The 20,773-nt window shown below is 37.8% G+C and carries 21 protein-coding genes and 1 pseudogene; 5 read left to right on the forward strand and 17 right to left on the reverse strand.

Features of this window, described 5'->3' with window-relative positions; genetic code table 11:
* Positions 1–45: 45 nt before the first annotated feature.
* The 6 genes from LG377_RS11410 to LG377_RS11435 all read right to left on the reverse strand — a co-directional run bounded on the left by LG377_RS11410 (position 46) and on the right by LG377_RS11435 (position 6,297).
* The gene (locus LG377_RS11410) at positions 46–2,055 is read right to left on the reverse strand and encodes an FtsX-like permease family protein (protein WP_225744847.1); all 2,010 of its coding nucleotides are present in this window, start codon (positions 2,053–2,055) and stop codon (positions 46–48) included.
* Entirely contained in the window at positions 2,045–2,815 is a 771-nt protein-coding gene (locus LG377_RS11415; protein ID WP_225744848.1) for an ABC transporter ATP-binding protein, read from the reverse strand. Before LG377_RS11415 ends, LG377_RS11410 begins: the two co-directional genes overlap by 11 nt.
* Before the next feature lie 119 nt (positions 2,816–2,934).
* On the reverse strand, positions 2,935–3,936 hold the full coding sequence (locus LG377_RS11420) for a HAMP domain-containing sensor histidine kinase (RefSeq protein ID WP_225744849.1): 1,002 nt from the start codon (positions 3,934–3,936) through the stop codon (positions 2,935–2,937).
* Entirely contained in the window at positions 3,926–4,594 is a 669-nt protein-coding gene (locus LG377_RS11425) for a response regulator transcription factor (RefSeq protein WP_225744850.1), read from the reverse strand. The genes LG377_RS11420 and LG377_RS11425 overlap by 11 nt, the downstream gene beginning before the upstream one ends.
* Positions 4,595–4,788: 194 nt before the next feature.
* On the reverse strand, positions 4,789–5,271 hold the full coding sequence (locus LG377_RS11430; protein ID WP_225744851.1) for a DUF4385 domain-containing protein: 483 nt from the start codon (positions 5,269–5,271) through the stop codon (positions 4,789–4,791).
* A 135-nt stretch (positions 5,272–5,406) separates the two neighbouring features.
* Positions 5,407–6,297: a DUF4349 domain-containing protein gene (locus LG377_RS11435; protein ID WP_225744852.1), complete on the reverse strand. Its 891-nt coding sequence runs from the start codon at positions 6,295–6,297 to the stop codon at positions 5,407–5,409.
* Positions 6,298–6,517: 220 nt separating this feature from the next.
* On the opposite strand from LG377_RS11435, the gene LG377_RS11440 reads away from it, so the two are divergent.
* Complete coding sequence (locus LG377_RS11440; protein WP_225744853.1) at positions 6,518–7,072, forward strand: DUF3267 domain-containing protein; 555 nt, start codon at positions 6,518–6,520, stop codon at positions 7,070–7,072.
* Positions 7,073–7,267: 195 nt separating this feature from the next.
* Positions 7,268–7,870 carry a hypothetical protein gene (locus LG377_RS11445; protein WP_225744854.1) on the forward strand — a complete coding sequence of 201 codons (603 nt, stop codon included), beginning with the start codon at positions 7,268–7,270 and terminating at the stop codon, positions 7,868–7,870.
* Positions 7,871–7,883: 13 nt separating this feature from the next.
* Here LG377_RS11445 and LG377_RS11450 read toward each other — a convergent pair whose 3' ends face one another.
* From LG377_RS11450 to LG377_RS11475, 6 genes are all read right to left on the reverse strand, one after another.
* Positions 7,884–8,321 (reverse strand): hypothetical protein, encoded by a 438-nt coding sequence (locus tag LG377_RS11450; RefSeq protein ID WP_225744855.1) that lies wholly within the window; start codon positions 8,319–8,321, stop codon positions 7,884–7,886.
* A 16-nt stretch (positions 8,322–8,337) separates the two neighbouring features.
* Positions 8,338–8,742, reverse strand: coding sequence for a hypothetical protein (locus tag LG377_RS11455; protein WP_225744856.1), 405 nt, complete (start codon positions 8,740–8,742; stop codon positions 8,338–8,340).
* 134 nt (positions 8,743–8,876) lie between these two features.
* Positions 8,877–9,695: a PHP domain-containing protein gene (locus tag LG377_RS11460; protein ID WP_225744857.1), complete on the reverse strand. Its 819-nt coding sequence runs from the start codon at positions 9,693–9,695 to the stop codon at positions 8,877–8,879.
* 14 nt (positions 9,696–9,709) lie between these two features.
* Positions 9,710–10,531: an energy-coupling factor transporter transmembrane protein EcfT gene (locus LG377_RS11465; protein ID WP_225744858.1), complete on the reverse strand. Its 822-nt coding sequence runs from the start codon at positions 10,529–10,531 to the stop codon at positions 9,710–9,712.
* Complete coding sequence (locus LG377_RS11470) at positions 10,497–12,233, reverse strand: ABC transporter ATP-binding protein (RefSeq protein WP_225744859.1); 1,737 nt, start codon at positions 12,231–12,233, stop codon at positions 10,497–10,499. The genes LG377_RS11465 and LG377_RS11470 overlap by 35 nt, the downstream gene beginning before the upstream one ends.
* 35 nt (positions 12,234–12,268) lie before the next feature.
* A complete protein-coding gene (locus tag LG377_RS11475) occupies positions 12,269–13,129 on the reverse strand; it encodes a hypothetical protein (RefSeq protein WP_225744860.1) in 861 nt (286 codons plus the stop codon).
* Between the two features lie 173 nt (positions 13,130–13,302).
* On the opposite strand from LG377_RS11475, the gene LG377_RS11480 reads away from it, so the two are divergent.
* Positions 13,303–14,139 (forward strand): MurR/RpiR family transcriptional regulator, encoded by an 837-nt coding sequence (locus LG377_RS11480; protein WP_225744861.1) that lies wholly within the window; start codon positions 13,303–13,305, stop codon positions 14,137–14,139.
* 246 nt (positions 14,140–14,385) lie between these two features.
* Here LG377_RS11480 and LG377_RS11485 read toward each other — a convergent pair.
* A pseudogene (locus tag LG377_RS11485) lies at positions 14,386–15,153 on the reverse strand (glucose 1-dehydrogenase).
* Positions 15,154–16,121: 968 nt separating this feature from the next.
* Between LG377_RS11485 and LG377_RS11490 the strand changes: the two are divergent.
* Positions 16,122–16,802 (forward strand): response regulator transcription factor, encoded by a 681-nt coding sequence (locus tag LG377_RS11490; protein WP_225744862.1) that lies wholly within the window; start codon positions 16,122–16,124, stop codon positions 16,800–16,802.
* Complete coding sequence (locus LG377_RS11495) at positions 16,789–17,859, forward strand: sensor histidine kinase KdpD (RefSeq protein WP_225744863.1); 1,071 nt, start codon at positions 16,789–16,791, stop codon at positions 17,857–17,859. Before LG377_RS11490 ends, LG377_RS11495 begins: the two co-directional genes overlap by 14 nt.
* Before the next feature lie 76 nt (positions 17,860–17,935).
* On the opposite strand, the gene LG377_RS11500 is transcribed toward LG377_RS11495, so the two are convergent.
* From LG377_RS11500 to LG377_RS11515, 4 genes are all read right to left on the reverse strand, one after another.
* Positions 17,936–18,454: a DUF1456 family protein gene (locus LG377_RS11500; protein ID WP_225744864.1), complete on the reverse strand. Its 519-nt coding sequence runs from the start codon at positions 18,452–18,454 to the stop codon at positions 17,936–17,938.
* Positions 18,455–18,580: 126 nt separating this feature from the next.
* Positions 18,581–18,895 carry a hypothetical protein gene (locus LG377_RS11505; protein WP_225744865.1) on the reverse strand — a complete coding sequence of 105 codons (315 nt, stop codon included), beginning with the start codon at positions 18,893–18,895 and terminating at the stop codon, positions 18,581–18,583.
* Complete coding sequence (locus tag LG377_RS11510) at positions 18,882–19,163, reverse strand: hypothetical protein (RefSeq protein WP_225744866.1); 282 nt, start codon at positions 19,161–19,163, stop codon at positions 18,882–18,884. The genes LG377_RS11505 and LG377_RS11510 overlap by 14 nt, the downstream gene beginning before the upstream one ends.
* A gap of 165 nt (positions 19,164–19,328) precedes the next feature.
* Positions 19,329–20,684 (reverse strand): YjiH family protein, encoded by a 1,356-nt coding sequence (locus LG377_RS11515; RefSeq protein WP_225744867.1) that lies wholly within the window; start codon positions 20,682–20,684, stop codon positions 19,329–19,331.
* Positions 20,685–20,773 lie beyond the last annotated feature (89 nt).

Genomic DNA, 20,773 nt, shown 5'->3' on the forward strand with positions numbered 1-20,773 from the left:
ACTCAGCAAATTAGCTGATGTTTTGAGGAGGTGTCGCTTTTAATCTTATTCAACGATTTTTAAGTAAATTTTCGAGGTGATCAGGTAGACAATACCATAAATCAGACTGAATGCCAGAGCTACAATTGCAACTGTCCCCGCTAGCAGCGTATGTGTGATGAGTCCGATAGCAGAAAGCATCTGGAACAAAATCGGATACGCAACAATTGTGTGGATGATGGCTACCACAAGTGGCAACAAGAACATCCAGACTACTTGAGAGCGAGTTGCTTTTCTTGTCATTTTCTTATCCAGCCCAACTTTCTGCATGGCCTGAATCCTTGCTCTATCTTCATATCCTTCAGAGATCTGCTTGAAGTAAGTGATCAATACGGTCCCAATAATGAATAAGAACCCTAGATAAACTCCAAGGAACAGGAAACCTCCTGTGATATCATAATAACCGATTCGGAACTGTTCTCTATTTTGATAAAAAGGAAAGCCAAGGCTTCTATCTCTGAAAACTTCTGTCATATGTTCAGCGTAGGCCAGTTCTTCTGTTTGTGAACCTGTCGTTGACCATATAATTTCTTTACTGACACTTTCCGTGAAGTCCGTTAAATAGCCATTTATGACATTACGGATAGACATCAAGGTATCCATGTCTGGCAAAACGACTAGAAGTTGATTCATATTTGGACCTGTCGTAACTAGATAATCCGGTACATCATCCAGTTGATTGATGCTATACTCCACCCCTTCAATATCTAAAGTATTACCTGAGATCATTTCTGAAGGATCATCTACATAGATAGCGCCATTTTCAAGCGTCAGAGACTGACCGGTTAGTTCATTATAATCTTGTAGCGGAATCATGACGGTATTAACGTTCTCAACAGCATCACTTTCTACTGCCTTGTCTGAATAGCGATAAATGAACTCATCATTGATGATTTGACTATCGAAAAGTGTCATATTTGAGTACGACTTCAAGTCTTCAATGTCCACCGCGCTATTCTCTGTTTCTTCTCTCACGATATTGATTAACGGTTCTACTTTGGTCTCTTCAAACTCGGATTCACTTAAATCATCTACATTTGAAATATTTAACCTATTTTCTACTGGAATGGCTAACTTAACCAGATTTTCTGCACTAGCATAAAGTGCTGTCGTTGTAGAGACTGTAATGAGTACCATCGCAGATAACAGACAAAGATTTGCCAGACCGGTCGCGTGCTGTTTCATACGATATAGCATTCCGGAAATCGAGATAAATGGACCTGGTTGATAGTAAAAGTTTTTTCTTTTCTTTAAAGCTTTTAGAATAATGATCGTTCCTGCATTGAATAAGAGGTACGTTCCAAGCATCACTAATACTACGGCTACTGTAAATAATAATATAGCCTGAATCGGATCCTTGATGGTTAAAGAAAGGTAATAACCTGCGCCCATTGAAATCAGTCCAAGGACAAATAAAATCGGAGAACTTTTTGGTTCTTTTTCTCCTGATTGTCCACCTTTCAGCAATTCAATCGGGTTCGAAAATTGAATGTTCACTACGTTGATCGAGTAAGTGACGATAAAAATGACTCCAAATAATACTGCCGTCAATAGTATCGGCAAGATCCCTACTGTGAAGATAAAATTCTGCGGTAAAATCAGAATGAAATCAATGGCATAAAACATCAGCTGGCCTAGTAGTGACCCTATAATCAATCCTGTTATTAAGCTGACTGCAAAAGTTATAATTGTTTCAATCGCGATAATTTTAGCAATATGTCTTTTTTCCAGTCCCAGAATATTAAATAGTCCGATTTCTTTTTTCCGTCTTTTCATCAAGAAACTATTTGCGTAAAGAATAAATACGAGAGAAAAAATCGCTACAACGGTGGCTCCAAGTCGAAAAAGTGGGGATAAAGATTCTCCTCGCTCAGTGACGAAGGAGTTTGTAATCAATGAAGCAATCATATAAAACATGGACACGGTTAGCGTAGAAGATACAACAAAAGGAATATAAACCTGTTTGTTGGACTTCATATTTCGAGTAGCTAGTTTTAAGGCAAGGTTAAACTTCATCTTGCTCACCTCTATCGAATGAAAACAGTAAGGCTTTTGAAATTCTATCCATAAAGACTTCAGTCGACTGATCTCCACGGTAAATCTCGTGATAGACTTCGCCGTCGCGAATGAACAAGACGCGGTTTGAGTAACTCGCTGCTCGAGCACTGTGCGTCACCATCAGAATTGTCTGGTTCATTGCATGAATATCTGAGAACAGATTCATCAATACTTCGGATGCTTTCGAATCCAGCGCCCCTGTCGGTTCATCAGCCAGTATGAGTTTGGGTTTCGTGATCAATGCTCTGGCGACTGCCGCTCTTTGTTTCTGTCCACCTGAGACCTCGTAAGGGTAGTTGTTGATCAATTGACTGATGCCTAGTTTTTCAACAAGTGGTTTCAGCCTGTCTTCCATTTCTTTTACCGGCATCTGTTCCAGTACAAGTGGCAGTAAGATATTGTCTTTAAGTGAAAAATTATCCAGTAAGTTGAAATCCTGAAATACGAATCCTAGTTGTTCTCTTCTGAATTTAGACAATTCTTTTTCTTTGATTGTCGTCAGTGGTGTTCCCGCCAAAGTGATTTCGCCTTCAGTTGGTTTATCGAGTGTCGATAGTAGATTCAGTAAGGTCGTCTTACCCGAACCGGATTCCCCCATGACTGAAACGAATTCTCCTTCGTTTACTGAAAAATGCACATCTTTTAATGCGGTTGTCTCTTTAGCGCCTAATCGTCCTGTATAAACTTTTTTAATATGTTTAACTTCTAAAAATCCCATTGTGATTTGCCCCTCTCTTTTGTTATACCCATCATATAATCTTCTGCGAGCTGGAGCATTTATCTATTCTTACGATTTCTCGCGCAACCTTACAGAACTGTAAGGTTCGAAATCAACGCTTATTCAAAGAGGGTTGTTTTTTTTCTGGAGAAGTCAATGATGGCTTGAGTTCCTCTGCCTAGTTCAGAATCGATGGTCAAAGTGATATTCAATCGTTGAGTGATCTTTCTAGAGATAAACAGGCCAATGCCTGTTGATTTATCGTGAAGTCTACCGTTCAATCCGGTATAGCCTTTTTCAAAGATTTTAGGAAGGTCTTCTTTGCTGATGCCGCTTCCGGTATCTTCTATAATCAGTTTCTGGTCTGGTGTGGCTGTGATTTTGATCGTACCGGTTTCTGTGTACTTTAGGCTGTTGGATATAATCTGTTCAATCAAAACTTGAACCCATTTTTTGTCTGACTGAATCACAAGGTTTGTTGGTTCAAAGTCCAGACTGATTTTGTTATAGATAAAGAGGATGGCATATTTTTTCAGGACGGAGCGAATAATGGCGTCGACATCGACTGGTTCGATTTCGAGTTCCTTACCGGTCTCTTCTAGCTTCAGATAGTTCAGGGCAAGGTGGATGTAATCATTGACGTGAATCAGTTCTTGTTCCAGTTTACGCTGCTGGGGTGTCTGTTCATCTTGACGCTGTAAAACTAGACTCATCGCAGAAAGTGGGGTCTTGATCTGGTGGATCCATAAGGAAAAGTAATCCATCAATTCAGATTGTTTTTCTATGTCCGCTTGCTTTTTACGCAACAAGGTCTCTTCCAGCTTCATATAGTTCTCTTCATAAATTTCGTGGATATAGTCACTGGATAAGAATGCATCGGTTTCTGCATATTGGGTGGATTTGGCTCTTTTGGCTTTCGCTGTGTAGAGGTAAAACTGGATCCCACTCGATAGGATAAATAACAACAGACAGATTTGAAAAGCTGTCGTGAATACTCTAGACTCTTGTCGGGTCAAGAAATAGACCGCTCCAAAGACCAGTGTCTGCAGTAAAAATAGTAATATCTGTGGACGTAGATAGTTCAGGAAGCCGCGTGTCAAAGCTATTTTATCAGACGCCATAGCCGGCTCCTTTCTTGGTTTTGATTAGGTCTTCTTTTTCTAGTTCTTTGAATTTTTTCCGGAGTCTTGAGATATTGACCGCTAGTGTGTTGTCGTCGATAAAAGATTCGTTTTCCCAGAGTCTGGTGATAATGGTTTCTCTGGTGACGAAGGTGCCTTTATTTCTAAAAAGGAGTTCCAAAATTTGCGTTTCGTTTTTGGTGAGTTCGATGGATTGGTCTCCTAGTGTGATGGAAGATTCTGCTGGTTTTAGGATGATGTCTTCTACTGTAAGATAATTTTCATTTTCAGCGTAGTCGTAGGTCCGTCTCAGCATGGCTTGGACTTTGGCGATCACAACGGTCAGACTGAAGGGTTTTTGAATAAAGTCATCCGCACCCATTTGAATGGCCATGACCATATCCATATCATCTGTTCGTGATGAGATAAAGATAATGGGCACGTCGGAGCGTCTTCTGATTTCCTGTGTCCAGTGGTAGCCGTTAAAGGCGGGCAAATTGATATCCATTAAAACGAGTTGTGGCTGTTCGGCCATAAATGTTTCTAAAACAGACTGAAAATTTGTAACATAAAAGGCTTCATACTGCCATTTTTCTAATTCTGATTTCAAAGATTCTGCGATGGTCTGGTCATCTTCTACAATCATAATTTTTATCATATCGGGCTCCTTTTTGGCTGTCTGTTTCTGGTAGGCTTTTGTTCATTATACAAATAGCCGTCTGATAGAACAAGACAGGGGTGATTCTTCTTTTTACCGCTAAAATCGTGTAGTTTATTTACCAATTGGAATTTTATAAAAATGACACCTTTGAATCCTCGTAGCACAGGGATTCGAAGGTGTCATTTAAAAATTTAGCCGTATTTTTTCTGATGCGCTTTTTTAAGTTTCAGATAGTCTTCGTCTTCTCGAACGATAATCCATTTCTTTTCAAAGATAGCAGCTGACTCTGCCTTTTCTTCATCAATATCTCTTTCATTGACTTCACCGTCTTTGTCGTACTTTCTGCCGCCTTTGTAATTCGCGTAACGACGAGCACGCGTATAGCCCATTTGGATGAATTTCCTTGCCATATCCATTCCAACAAAGTCTCCAGCTTCTTTATAATCCAGATACATTTGATAAATTTTCTCAGAAGACTCTTTGGCAATCTCAGGCGTTTTAAAGCGCCAATGAGGAAGAATCTCGCCTTTATAAGGCTCTACCATCAATACGCCTTGCTCACCTCTACCCACTCTATAGAGTTCTGGTTGTTCGCGGAAATCAATTGTATCGAAATCCAAGTCATAGTCAAATGCCATTCTCTTCACCTCGTTGTTTTTATGTAATCCGTTCATGAAACTTCTCCTATTTCTACCCTACTTTAATTCACTGTTTGATTCAACTTTGCTGTTTTCATCAGTTCTCATACATAGAAAAACCGAAGACATGTCCCGCTTTTTTGCGGTATCGTCTTCGGTTTATGGTTTTATCTATTTATCCTTGTTTGTTCTCTTTTTATGAATGTAGTAGCCAATCCAGATAATCAGACCAATTCCAATCAAAAACGGTAGGGCATAAATCAAGCCGATGATCAGACTTTGTAACACATAGTAAAAGGCATACGCGGAATCAACTAGCGCTTCCTGAATGCGTTCAAGGAATGGCCTACTTTCTCTTTCTCCAGAAATCCGTGGACGTTCTGAAAGACTGATCTCAACTCTTGTATAATCGGTTAAACTATCGTAGTTATCTAATACTGTCTGTAAAGATTCTCTTTCTGCAATCGTTTCTGAAAGACTGTTTTCAATCTGAATAATATCTTCAATCGATTCCGCTTGTTCTAGCAAACTATTCAGTCGTTCTTCTTTGTTTCTAAGTACATTGACTCGGGATTCTGTATCCGTATAGTTTTGCGTTACATCTTCCGTGCCCACATTTTCGTTTAGTTTAATAGCATCGATACCGTCTAACTGTTCTAAAAACCCTTCAAGCGATTCGGTTGGAATGCGCAAAGTATAGTACCCATCGCGGTATATGCGGTTCGAATCATCCATATAATTTCCAGTAGACTGATTGGACTGTTCAACAAATCCGCTGAACTCTGCCACCCTATCCATGATATACGTATTGCTTTCTTCAAAGTCCAGTGTTTCATAATCTCGATAAACGGATCTGATAACTTTCTCTCCAATCAGATTTCCTTCAACATCAGTATTCGTTGTACTTTCTTCTGTTTCAGAATCCCAAACCTCTCCTGACTCATCGCTCGTCACAGCTACTTCCGTAGACATATCGCTCTCTGACTGATCCGTCCCCCCCGAACAACCCGCCAATAAAATTCCTAATCCTATCCCTGACACAAGCCACTTCTTTTTGAACATGAGACTTCCTCCTTAGATAGACTATGTATCACTTAATACGATTTTATCAAAAGGACTCCGAGATAGATAGCACTTTTCCAAATAAGACGTCTACTAATGATTTGTTTAATTATCCGTACACATTCTATATTGCTCAATGTTTTTCATTCCTCTATACTTTTATGTATAAGGTCCAAGTGACCTGTACATATAAAAACTAAGAGAAAAGAGATGATTCTGCATGACCTTGATAAAAGCTTACAACCTGATGGAAAATAAGAAAGTGATTTTCTGGCTGAATGTTCTTTCTATCCCTTTGATTTTTTTGTTTATCTTTTTATTTACAACCCTATTATATGTCTTTTATGGAAACAAAGATTTTGGTGTATCAATGAATTTTGGTCTAATGGATTTCATTTTGTTTTTAGTATTCTTTTTTTTATTGATCGTAGTGCACGAACTGATTCATGGTGCCTTTTTTAAGTTATTCAATCCAGAAGGTAAAGTAAAATTTGGATTCAAGAACGGACTAGCTTATGCAACGAGTCCCCATTCTTTTTATACGAGAAGTCAGTTTGTCCTGATCTGTCTGGCACCTTTTGTATTGATTTCTTCAGCACTCATGGGTTACGCGCTATTTTCTTTAAATACGTCCATTCCGTTGATTTTTCTAGCATCTTGCCATGCGGCTAGTTGTGTCGGAGACTTTTACTGGGTCTATTTGATTTCTAGGCAAGGCGGAGATATTCGCGTGCAAGATACTGAAGTAGGTATGTCGCTTTATCTGAATGACTAAAATCTATTTATCCAGCATTTATAGGGAATAACGAAACCTCTTTGTAATTTTTTATGTCCTTATATTAATGAAGCTAGGATGCTAGAGCTTCGTTTATCAAACTTCTGATAACATATGTATTTACTTTTTGTCTCTATGTATCTCATCTGGTATGATGGAATCCAATCAGTTATTTCATCAAGGGGGAGACTCATCATGAATACACGTAACATTGAACTACAAAACCAGCATTTGGATCAAAGTGACGAGAACGTGCAGAAATTTTTATCGTTATATGACCAGCATGATGAAGCGCCATACTTATCTCCGGATCGTGACTTGGATGCTTGGTTACAAGACGTTGAGATTGGCTCAGCCTCACTTGTACCGAAAAGAAACATGATTCGTTTAGAAGAAGGTATCCTGCCTGGTCATTTAATCTTGCTTTGGAGAATCAGCTTTTCAACATTTACAAACGAAAGTGGTTTTCCAAAATACTTTGAATATACATATGGAATCAATGCTGAACAAGCACTTGAAGAAGTATTAGAAAAACAATACGCTAAAGAATTATCCGCAATGGAGTCCCTGACGTATCTAAATGCTGCTCAATTAAAAGCTTTACTGAAAGATAAAAATGCAACTGGCTATTCTACTTTGACTAAGGGACAATTGATGGACCGTGTCAGAAGTGCCTATCTTGAAGACGAACTTGAAACGCTGTTCAACGTCCGCGGCTATATGTTAACGTCAATCGGTCTTTCTTTGCTTGGAAAATATCCTGAAATCATCGACAAGCATCCTAAGAAGAAGTTTTAATTGGACTATCTAATTACCTTGTAATTTCTAAAGCGGACTGCTCTTCATAGTACAAGTCTTCCAAAGCTAACGAATTAATCTTACAGGCTTTTTGCTTGAAGGGACCCTTTATTTTAGGACCATTGAGAACGAATACGATGATTACAAATCGAGCTTTTTTCTCTTTGAAGAGCTCTTGAATATAATCGTACAAGAGTTTTACAGCAATCTTTTGATTCTTATTGATTATTTCTGTTCCTTTATCAGGTAAGTCTGTGCCCATCGAACTAACTTCAAATGTCTTTCCTTTATTGATTGGATAAATATAGTCAATATCAACTTCTTCAAAATAAAAAGGTGGCATATGATCATGAGTAAGATAAAAACTATGACTCCCAACGTGAACACCTCTATCGCCCAAATCACCTAAAATTAGCGGCTGGTCACTCGCCATATATATGTATTCTGTCATTATTTTCCTCCCACAATTATTCTATCGGTAATTCTGTTACCACAGCTATCAATTCTCCATCATAATGATATCGACCAATCACACCAAAGGTTTTTTCTTCAATGTAGTAACTCATCTCACGGACAACCTTGTCTGTTTTATTCAAGAACAACAATTTGTAATCTGGATTCACCATGTCCAGATTGGCTGTCGAACTTGTTCGAGCAGACTCTAGCTCTTCTGTAAGTGATGAAATAAAGACTTGATCTGTAATGGTTGCCACAGGTTCTTCCGTCTGATCTTCGATAACTTCAATTTTGACAATTGTAGCCTCCTCGTCAAAAAATTCATTTGACTGACAAGCTGACAAAGCAAACAGCGCTAGAAAAATTAATGCTATTATACCTATAATTTGAAAGATTCCCATTGGTTTTCTATTCATTTTACACCTCTTCTTTCTCATATTGTTATTCAAAGTATACAAGTTTCATCAACTATCCTCAAATGAACACTTTTGTGTCTGTTTAACTACGCAAAAACGACCTGAGCTACGCTCAGATCGCTTCTTTGTGTAGATTAACTCATTACTTCTGTAGAGACTCTTTTCAAAGCCACATTACTGTAGCCTGTCGCAATTCCATTCTCATCTAGAGACGTCTTGATTAGTTTTTTAACGAGGCTTGCGGATTTAACTTTAAGATCAAGTTCCCTTGAGACTTTTGTTTCGTAATCTCTTGTTTTGATCATTGATTTCAACTCTTCAATCGTTTCGCATTCTTGTTTACTTTCGTTATAGACAGATCCATATTGCAAGTATTGATGTGTATCGCTACCCCCGACGATCGGAAGCCCTAGAGAATCTGCAAGTGCTTCTAGTTCTTCTCTGTAAGGATGTTGTCCTTGAGCGTACAAGTCTCTACCGTTCAAGTCGAGTGCATCCAGTCGTTTTAATTGTTCTGGTTCATGATGTGTCAGTGGTGTACTGGTTCTCAAAGGATGTCCACCAATTCTGAGTACGTTATATTGATCTGCCAAGTCCATCAATGCTTTAAACGGCATAAAATCTGGCTTCTGTTCAAAGCCTGTGAGCTGTTGTCTCATACTGACGATTTCGTCTCGCTGACCGATAATCAGAATATGTCCGACTTCTTGCACATCCACTTCCATACCCGTGAATACTTTCAAGCCCCTCACGTTATAGTATTCTTTTTCGTAAGTGTAATGTTCCTTTAAATAGTCATACGTATCCATTGACTGAAACGTATTGAAATGTTCTGTGATACAAATGGCTGTTAAGCCAGCAACCTTTGCTTCTTCCACCATATCTTCAAAATACTCCGGCATAAAGCGAGAGATTTTGGCAATTTTGATGTGCGTGTGAAAATCTATATTCATCTAATGACTCCCTTTTAAGTTAATGCAACTGCGAGCATAAATAACATTACAACGTACAAGACGTTGAATAGCCCAAACAAGCTGTCTTTATAAGAAAATTTCATATACCCCAGTTTTACCTTTTTAACTGCTGGATTTTTGAAAGAGTATAAGCTGCCTCTTGATTCTAGAGACTCCACTGTTGTTCGTGCCCGCTTCGCTGAACTGAGCATGAGCGGATAAAAGGACTTCACGACTAGTGTCATAAAATAAATGACCGATCGCCAGTACAGAAAGCCGTGCTTTTCAGGAGCTTTTCCTCTGAGGCGGAAAGACATAAAGACGTGGTGATACTCTTCAATCAATGTTGGTAGCATTCGGTACCCATAAGAAATACTAAAAGATACTTGTCCTGGAACGCCAATTTTCAGCAGTCCATCACTGAGTTTTTCTGGTTCCATCGTTGAAAAAGCGATCAGACCAGCTAGCGATATAATGGCCAGCTTCAGTTCAAACATCAGTATGGGAAGAAGGGTCGCTAGACTTCCGCCAAAGAATAAGGAAACGCCTAACACCATACTTCCTTGCCCGACGAGTCCAAATACAAACAAGAACAGTAATAGGTAACTCACTTTAGCCAAGTAAATCATCGCAACGAGCATCAAAAACATTCCAATCAGTACGATCCAGCTGTGCGTTAACCATGGAAAAATTGCGTAAAAGAAATACCACATAAAGATCGTTCTTGAATCAAGTTTTGCGATCGTGGTTTCTGTATTCCCGTAAGCAGCGTTCAATACTTCAATCTTAAGTTGTTCTACACTAATAAACTCTTGCAGCTTCTTTGTAATGTCCATTGAACGCCATTTCCTCCTTACAGTCTTGTGCGTAGGCTACGAATTCTTCTACTGAATATGCCAGTTTAGTTCCCAATGTCCGACTCAACTCCATAATTTGTGGTGGCGTTAGTCCCGCACTTTCCAATAACTCAGCATTGGAAAACACTGACGCTCTATCCCCATCATGAATAATCTGGCCATCTTTCATCACAATGATTCGGTTAGCCCATTCTGAAACGAGTTGCATATCATGTGTGGCAATAATAACTGCTTCTGCTTCGTCTTTGAGAGACTGAATGAATTTTGAAATATGTTTTCTAGTTCCAATATCCAGATTCGCCGTTGGTTCATCAAGGAGTATCAAAGAAGGTTGCATCGCAACACCAATCGCTAGAGACGCTCTTCTTTGCTGTCCACCACTTAACAGTCGACCATCGCGGTCTTTGATTTCTCTTAATTGAAACAAATCGATGATCTTTTCTACGGTTTCTGGATAGTCCTTGACCTTTCTCGCTTTCAAGAAGTATTCAATATCTGCTTGAATCGAGTCTTCGATAAACATCTCTTCCGGATTCTGATAGATATAAGTGACAGTATCCGCAAAGGTTTCTGGAGAAAAGTCTTTTGTATTCTTGTCTTTGAGTAAGACGTCTCCAAATTCAGGCTTGTCGATACCTGTCATCAGTTTCATCAGTGTGGACTTCCCAGCTCCGTTATTTCCAACGAGTGCGATTCGGTCCCCTTTATGAATGGTCAAGCTGATATCGTTTAAAATTTTCTTTTTCTGTCTGGAAATCATTTTGTAAGAGAAATCGACTTGCTGGATGTCTACAATTTTCTCACCTGTACGGTCTGGAACAGGATTCAAGTACGGCTGATAGTGTTCTGTTAAGTTGAATGTCTTGAAATACTCAACGGCTTCACTCAAATTAATCGGTAGCGTCGTATCTTCTTCTCCAGTTAATGCGTAAGCAGCTTGTGTGATCTGAGGAGGGAAAATCTGTCTGTCTCTCAATTCCTGAATGCGTGTCAATCCATCTCGTACGCTTTTCTTCCATAGAATCCGACTATCAGCCATTAGCACTACATTTTTACAATACTCAGAAATAAATTCTGTATGGTGTTCGATTACAATGACTGTTGTGTTTTCTTTTTCATTCAGTAACTTCAGTACTTCATATAATTCTTTTGCATGTTGCGGATCCAGTTGTGCAACTGGCTCATCTACAATCAGAATCCCTGGTTCCAAAGAAATCGCGCCTGCCAGCGCCAGCAAGTGCTTTTGTCCACCACTTAGTTCCCAAATGTACTCATTGTCTTTTCCAATCAAGCCCACTTTTTCCAGCGCCTTCTTACCGCGCTCCAGATAATCTGGATAACCAAAATTCAGTGGACTGTAACTTGCGTCTTCAATGACCTTGGCTCTCACCAACTGATTCTCAAAGTCCTGGTAAACATACCCCACAGAACCGCTTAAATCGGTCACTTTGCTCTCTAAGGTTTTCATTTCATCAACGATCACTTCGCCTTCGATGTCGCCCACATAATAGTGGGGAATCAGGCCGTTGAGTAGTTTGCATAAGGTTGTTTTTCCGGATCCGTTCCCGCCCATGATGGCGATAAAGTCTCCTTTTTCAATGTTCAAGGAAACGTCCGTCAGCGATGGCTGGGTTGCTCCGGGATATTGAAATGTCACATGATTGATTTCGATTAAGCTCATATACTGTCCTTTCTAATTCCGTTACTGCAGATCGTCTAGTTTACGGTATTTCTATTTTCTCGGTTACTCATGATTTTCCAGATAATGAGGATGGAGATTAAAGACGCGACGATCAGGCTGATCATCATAAACAAGATTTCGTTTTCGACGGCAAAGGCCCACTCAAAAGATGGCGCGAATTCCGATTCGGAGAAAGCTTCAGCTACAAAGGCGATAACCGCGATTACGACTGCGCCGACCATAAATCTTGGTGTGATGATATCACTGATTGGAACGTGTAGGTCTTTGGTTTTTGGTTTCATGCCAAGTAGGGGTTCGATTTTGCCGTATAATTTAGGTACGAGATACATGGTTGGGATCATTGCGAACAAGATTCCAGAGAACAAGACATCATTCAAGAAGGCGAACCCTTCGATGGCTACAATACTTTCAATCAATCCTGGAACAGCTTCAAGTTCTTCAACGCCAATCCAGACTTTACCGATATCAACAGCCATACTGATAAATTGGTCAATGATCACGGCAAGTAGTGCTGCGAATCCAACCATGAATTTGTTGGATGGATCTCTAACGATAATACCGGCTACATATAATGCCAAAACAAGTCCTAAAAAGCTTTCAATTTCTCCAAGTGCTTCAAACTGTCCTAGCATAATTTCACCGAAGATGATTCTGCCAAGTGCTGCACCTACAGCTGCATGTAATGGATGGAACAAGATTGCTAATGATAATGGAATAAATAAGAAATATTCAACTTTGAATTCTACTAATCCAAATTTCAGTTCTGGAAGTAGTTCTGATACCATTGTTGCCATGCCAAATAGTGACATCGATAAAATAAACACCATCATTTTCTGTTGTTCTGTCAGTACGTATCGCTTTTTCAATTGACCCATTTTTTATCCCTCCAATTTAAGTTCTAACCACACTATACCGTTCGATTGTTAACTTAAAACCTAAATCGTGTAAATTGATTGTAAAAATTATATCAGTTAATATAAAATGTAATTTTTCTTACATTTTAGTGCTATACTTACATTACAAGCTGATGTACTAGGAGGATAAACATTTGAAATTTGATTGGAATACAGTGGAAATGACGACTTCCCAGCAGAAAATCGCTGAGTATGTAGAGCGCAATTTACAGACGGTTTTACTTTCTACCGAACAAGAACTAGCAGATACGCTGAGTTTGAGTATTGCTTCCATCTCACGCTTCTGGCGTTCTACTGGCTTCAAGAATATGAAAGACTTTAAAAAGAAAACAACCCAAGAGATGACACCGACACCTGCCAAAAAAATCGAGACGATTTTATCTCAGTCCTCTGAAGCGGAGGGCTTATCTAAAAACTTTCACACGGTCATGAATCATCTAGAATTCACGGCAAAGCAGTTTTCAGAAGAAACATTAAATGAAGCTGCCCAACTAGTCAGTCAATCCAATAAAGTTTATATTTACGCCCAAGGTTCTTCAGTCGGTCTTCAGGATCTTTTGTATTTCAGACTGGCGCGCTACGGATTATCTTTACATAAGATGGTTCATAGTGGAAGTGAACTCCTTGAAGATATGATTCATTTAAAAAAAGAGGATGTCGTGATTTTGTTAGCTTTCGGTCGAAAGGTCCTTCCTGAAGAGGCTGTTATTTTTTCTGAAGCTAAAAAGGTTGGCTATAAAGTCATCGCTGTGACCGATCAGCTTGTTTCTTCTATTTCAGATCAAGCAGATATCACCTTATTTGGGAGCCGCGGAGAACCTTGGGAATTCCACTCGATGGTTGCCCCTACTTTGATGATCGAAATGCTCATTATCGCCATCAGTTCCTATGAAAAAGAAACCAACTTGAACCAGCTGGATAAACTACACGAATTACGTAAGCAGTATAAAGATATACTTCCACGTTCATAGCGCAAAAAAAAGCTCCTAATAAAGTAATAGAGTTTATTCTCTCTACTACTTTATTAGGAGCACATTCATTTGCGGCGGACTTATCTCTTCTAGAGCAATTTCAAATCCTTTGAAATAACTTTCTCTCAATGCTCTTTCTGTTAGTTTAAAGATAAAAAAGCAAGTTTACTTTTCTAATAAGTAAACTTGCTTCGCTTTAATTAATCTTCAATTGGGTCTTAAAAACGATTTAATGATACGCCTTTACTAAAACGCGGCAGTCCATCCACCATCTGCAACAACAATTGTTCCATTTATAAAATCAGACTCATCGGAACCAAGAAATACAGCTACTTTTCCGATATCTTCTGCTTGTCCAACTTTAGGTACTAATGATTGAGCTAGACGTGCTCTAGACATACCTAATTCACTCTTGCCTGTCATAGAAGACTGAATATTTGTTGCGACCGCACCTGGAGCAATTCCGTTTACTCTAATACCTTTTTGTGCGTACATGAATGCGGTATTTTTTGTTAATGCTGTAACAGCATGTTTAGAAGCACCGTAAACAGCTCCTGCGTGAGCACCATTTAATCCACCAGTAGAAATTGTATTAACAATGTTCCCTTTTTTATCTTCTTCTAGCCAATAATTAACAGCTTGACGCATTGATCTCATTACACTTTTGGTATTAATATTAAAAATTCTATCCCAGTTTTAGTCTGTTACTTCTCCAACTGGTTCGAAGTTATCCATTACTCCAGCATTATTAACGAGGATGTCGTAAGTTCCAAATGAGTTAATTGTTGCCTTGAACATTTCATTGATATCTTCTGCATTCGCTACATTGACGCCTACAGCTTTTGTAGTGAATCCCTGACTATTTAGTTCATCGGATACAGCTAGAGCTCCGTCAATATTATAATCAGCCAACATGACTGTTGCGCCTTCTTTGGCGTATAACTCAGCAATAGACTTACCCATTCCTGATGCAGCACCTGTTACAATCGCGACTTTATTTTCTAGTTTTCCCATAATTTATCTCTCCTATTTGTTTATGTTTTTTTATTTTAATATTATTTTTTTAGCTTAACTCTTCCATCAGAAATTTCACAATGGTTTTGAGGACTTCAATTATCTAGTTTTCACTTTGTAGATAAGTAAGGTTACTAGACCAACTACACATATCCCTACATTTCTCATTCTTTTTTTCATTTCCCACGCTCCTTTCAATTGTCAGGTCTAAATGGAGTTATCCGTAAATAATCAGCGCAAGCATACCTAAGACAAAGATACTTTCAAGTAACATATTTCTCTTCCTCTCTTTACATTCTTTACTATACCGTTACCAAGTAAAATAACCGTAAACTTTTTATTTTATTTCTACCAGTAGTAATAATTTATATTTTCTAATCCTTTGCTGATGATTCCTGCACCTAAGCAAACTATACAAAGAACTATAAAACCAAATGATACATATTTCATTTTATTTCTCATTTAAAAGTCTCCTTCACCTTTTTAATTAACCAACGAAAACCCTCTTGGCAAAAAATCCTAAACGATTTAAAAAAGTCTGTTAATATACAGAACAATGGATACGTCATTCCAATACTGAAAAAGATCATCGAGAGTATGATCAAGATTGCGCCCGAACTATTTGAAAGATTTACAACAAATAACCATATACCTAATACACCTAAAAGGAGTACACAAATAGTTACAGAAGTTATGGCTAAAATTGCTATACATCCAATCATAAATAGACCAATCATTTGTATCATAAGTAGAGATAACGCTACCACTGTTAAACTTTTGATATTTTTTATTTTAGAAAAACTATTAATCTGAGGGGTTTTCATAGGAATACTCTCCTCTCTTTTGTTCTTTGTTGCTCTTCGTGTCCTTAATATACTTTTCTAAAGTAAAATAGACGTAAAATGTTTACTTTTATTTCACGCTTCCGTGTTAAACTAATTTTATAAAAGCAAAAAGAGGTGGATAAGATGGCAACTATATTGGTTGTTGAAGATGATCCAAATACACAGCTATTATTAGTTTCAAGGTTAAAAAAAGAATATGGAGTACTCGCTTGTCAGAACGGAGAAGAAGCATTAGAGATTTTATATCGTTCTAAAGTTGATTTGATTGTATCGGATATTATGATGCCAAAAATGGATGGTTATGAACTATTAAAAACCTTAAGAGCCGAAGCTTTTTCAATACCTATACTATTACTAACTGCAAAGCACGAATTAAATGACAAACGGTTAGGATTTTCCCTAGGAACTGATGACTATCTAACAAAACCCATTAACTATGAAGAATTGATTTGGCGTATTCAGGCTTTGCTCAGGAGATCGAAAATCACTTCCGATAATCAGATTGTTCTTACGCATACAGTAATAGATTCTCAAACACTAAAAGTAACTCATAATCATGAGGAAATCGATTTTTCAAAAAAAGAGTTTAACCTGATTTTCAAGCTACTCTCTTACCCGAACATCGTTTTTACTAAGACACAACTGTTGGACGACATCTGGGGTTACGATTCTAATAGTGGTGAAGACACAATCAAAACGCATATTAGCAAAATCAGGAATAAACTGAAACAAATAGATGATTTCGAAATTGTTACAGTAAAAGGTTTGGGCTACAAAGCGGTGATTATAAATGGGGACCAATAAAATAGAAGATATCGATGTCATTACTAGACGTAAACTTGTAACGTGGATTGTTGCGCAAACACTCATTATCATGTCGGCAGCTATCCTTTCATACTTATTTGTAGAAGTTATTTCAAACTTCTTTTTCAATAAAACAGACTCACCCTTTAATTTTTTTCAGATGCTTTTCCGATCCGGTGGGACGATTATTCCAATGGCCATTTTTTTGGGCATGTTAAACAATGCATTAACAAAGATTGTTTATAGATATATTGGAACAGTTGCAGATGCTTTAAAAGAAATTGCGGACGGTAATTTTTCTATTCGTTTGAACCCAAAAAAAGCGGGGCCATTTTCAGTAGTCTATTCCAATATAAATAAAGCTGCAGCAGAATTGTCCAATAATGAATTATTGAAAACCAATTTCGTTGATCACTATTCTCATGAATTTAAAACACCTATTTCATCAATCAAAGGATTTGCCGAACTCCTTTTGGAAGATGAACTTGATTTTGATCAGCAAAGAGAATATTTGAATATCATTGTTGAAGAAGCTTCTCGTTTGTCCGATATGACCAGTACAACCATTCTTTTATCTCAATTGAATACCCAAGAAATCGTAAGAGATAAAAAGCAATATGCTCTTGATGAGCAGTTAAGGAAATGTGTCATATTGTTTCTGAACGAGGCTGCCAATAAGAATATTCACTTAGAAAATAATTTAGAAAAACTCAACTACTATGGTAGCGAAGAGTTGATGAAGCATGTTTGGATTAACCTTTTGAACAACGCTTTTAAATTCACACCTGAAAAAGGAAGCATCTCAGTAACCCTAACTTCAAATGAACAACATATTATTGTAGAAATATCCGATACTGGCAAAGGAATGACTAACGAAGAAGTGGATCAGATTTTTCGTCAATACTATCAAGTTGGATCAGATCAGTCACAAAAAGGTCTGGGGTTAGGCTTATCCATTGTAAAGAGAATTATAGATATCAATGAAGGCTCTATCGAAGTTGAAAGTACAAAACAACGTGGTTCAAAATTCAAAGTTTACCTGCCCCTAAAAAGTTAAGCTAGTTTATTCTAAAATGTTTATATAAAAATAGGCAGTCTCAATGTGCACATCGAGACTGCCTATTTTTAGTGGTTTATCCTCTATACCTTAAAGCTAGACCTTTCAAAAAGTTTCTAGCATAACGGTCGCCACATTCTTTGTAGTTTCGCTGTCCTTCTTTTCGAAGAACGGCACTCAGTTCACTATTTGAAATGTAAACTCCGGCTTCATCTAAAATATCTAGCATATCATCACTTGTTAGTGTTAAAGCAATTTTCACTTTTTTTAGCAAAACGTTGTTTACACTACGATCATTCTTAATCATACTTTGATGTTTTTTCGTCTCGCCTGAGCTTTCTTCTTTTTTACCGCGTTTGAATACGATCAATCCATTAAGAAAAGACTCCAATGTCTGATTGTCACAAGCTTTGACGTATTCATTCGCTGTGTGCTCTTCTTCGCTTTCCTCTTGATTTTGTTTTATTTTTGTTAAGAGTTGTTGGACATCTTTAACCGTTACAACTTTGTCTCCTAATTTGAAGATTTCTACCATATCATTGTCTTTAATATCCAAAGCGTATCTTAATCGAACCAATCTATCATTATTATTCATTATTTCCTCCAATGTCTCTTGTCTGCGATGTTTCTCCTATTACCTGAAACTTTTCGTACATTAGTATTAGTATACCTTCTTAACTAGCGACAAGAAAGCTTCAAATCGACACTTGCCACTTAACGGTTATCTTTCGTTTTCCAAAAATGTTTTCTTGAAATCGCTCAGTGCAAAAAGAAGCACCATTCCCGCTATTAAAGCTAGCGTATTTCCTACCAGTCTCACGATTTGAAAGTAATTTGTATTAGCTGTTACACCAATCGTCACACCACAAATCCCTAAGCCCATCAACCATAAAAACACTTTATCTTTTCTTACAAATTTTTCAACAGCCTCATCCAACTGTTTTCTTTCTAGTTCGTTTATCCCCATTACAAACACGTAGTGGACTGTAGTAAACTCCAACAACATCAAAACACTTTGATAATTATGTTGATCCATTATGTATTCGATCATACGTGCCTTGACTTAAATTGTCCCGATAATTCACTTCCGAAACAACCGCTTGAAGATCAGGGTGCTCTGGAAATTCGATTTGTTCAACGACAGTATCGGTATCATCGTTCGTTATGTATTCTAATTTAAATCGATACTCTCTGTATGCTTCTTCTGATTTATAATGAGTTTCATCACGGTCATATTTCAGGAATAATGGACGATCCATCTTTAAGTAGTTACGTCCTGTGATGCTAAACAGCATGAACCCCATAACCACACTCATCAGTGTGATAAACAGTCTACGATTTTTATTAATACTAACCCTCCTCTTAAAAAACGGTAACATAAAAAAATATCTCAGACAATAAAAAATCAAGCATAGCTGATTGGTATCGTAAAATACCGTTCAGTCATGCTTGCTTTTAATTTAATCTATTTAAAACGAAATGATATTCATCGCTGCCAGAATATTGGTTAATAGGACTAATAATGGTAATGAAATAATCGTTCTGAATAAGAAGATTTTCAAAATATCTAAAAAGTTTAGACCAATTTTTGTTTTCACTAGAATCATACCAGTCTCTGACATAAAAACAAGTTGTGTAAAGGCAAGTACACCAATAAAGAATCTAGAAGCCTCAGATGGTGAATCTGTAATAAATAAAGCGGGCAAGTACATGTCTGCAAATCCTGCTAGAGAAGCAGGTGCCATTTGTCTTGCGACTTCCGTGCTGTATCCAATGAAGTCATATACGTAAACAAGTGGTGCACTGATAATATCAAAGATCGGTGTATACTCAGCTAATATTAGAGAAAATGTCCCAACAGCCATGATGATGGGTAAAAATCCAACAAATATACTGATTACATGCTTCAAGGCTTCTACAATAGCCTCTCCGATTTTAGTAGATTCCGCTTGTTCAAGGGCTGAGTCATAGGCATGTTTGAAGGTAGATTTGCCTTCGGGAACATCCGCTGCTTTGGGTTCTTGGTTCTCATAATACGTTCTTTTGAATTTTTTGAGTGGTAAACGCGCCGTAATGAATGCAATAATAAGCGTCACTATGATGATTGATCCATAAAATATTGGAAAGATCGATCCGAAACCTAACTCTTGCGCAACTGCTGCCGCAAAAGCGATTCCTACGATGGAAAAACTCGTTGAAATGATGTATGCTTCTCTTTGACTATAATATCCTCTTTGATATTGCGTGTCGGTCACAACAATCCCAATCGTCCCGTCCCCAACAAAAGAAGCAATGGCATCAATAGTAGAATACCCAGGGATCTTAAATACTTTCTCCATGATCGGTCCAAGTAAGACACCCATAAATTCCACGATTCCAAAATGCGTTAATAATGGAAGAGCTAGGATTCCGACAAAGAACGTAATATAGAGTGTGGTCAGTAAACCACCGTCACCAGCCATCGTTCCTCCAGTTCCACCGTCTAAAATTGCCTGCCCGATAGCGGATTGTTCAAACCATCCATTGATGACCATTAAGTAAAGAAACGATCCTACGATTCTCAAAAATATGTTCAGTGGAGAAGCTTTGAAAACAGAATTCAAGTACTCACTTTTCGAAGTGTAGAAAGTAAAGATGATTGTTCCAAGTAGAACAATCCATGAGCAAGCTACTGTAAACAAGATAAATGCGTCAAAAATCTGAGTATTTACAAAGGTAACGATATGAGAGATCAGTATACTACTCTCACCATTAATCGTAAACGGTACTAAAAAAAATATAAAACCAAGCAATGATAACAAAATAAATTTCAGTTTAGTGGCCATTTCGTTGGAACCTCCTATTTTAGTCGAATATCAGCGTAGCATATATACAATTTAATCACAATTATATTCTATTATCATACAAAAACAAA

Origin of the sequence: Marinilactibacillus sp. Marseille-P9653 (genome assembly GCF_916618885.1) — a bacterium.
GTDB lineage: Bacteria > Bacillota > Bacilli > Lactobacillales > Carnobacteriaceae_A > Marinilactibacillus.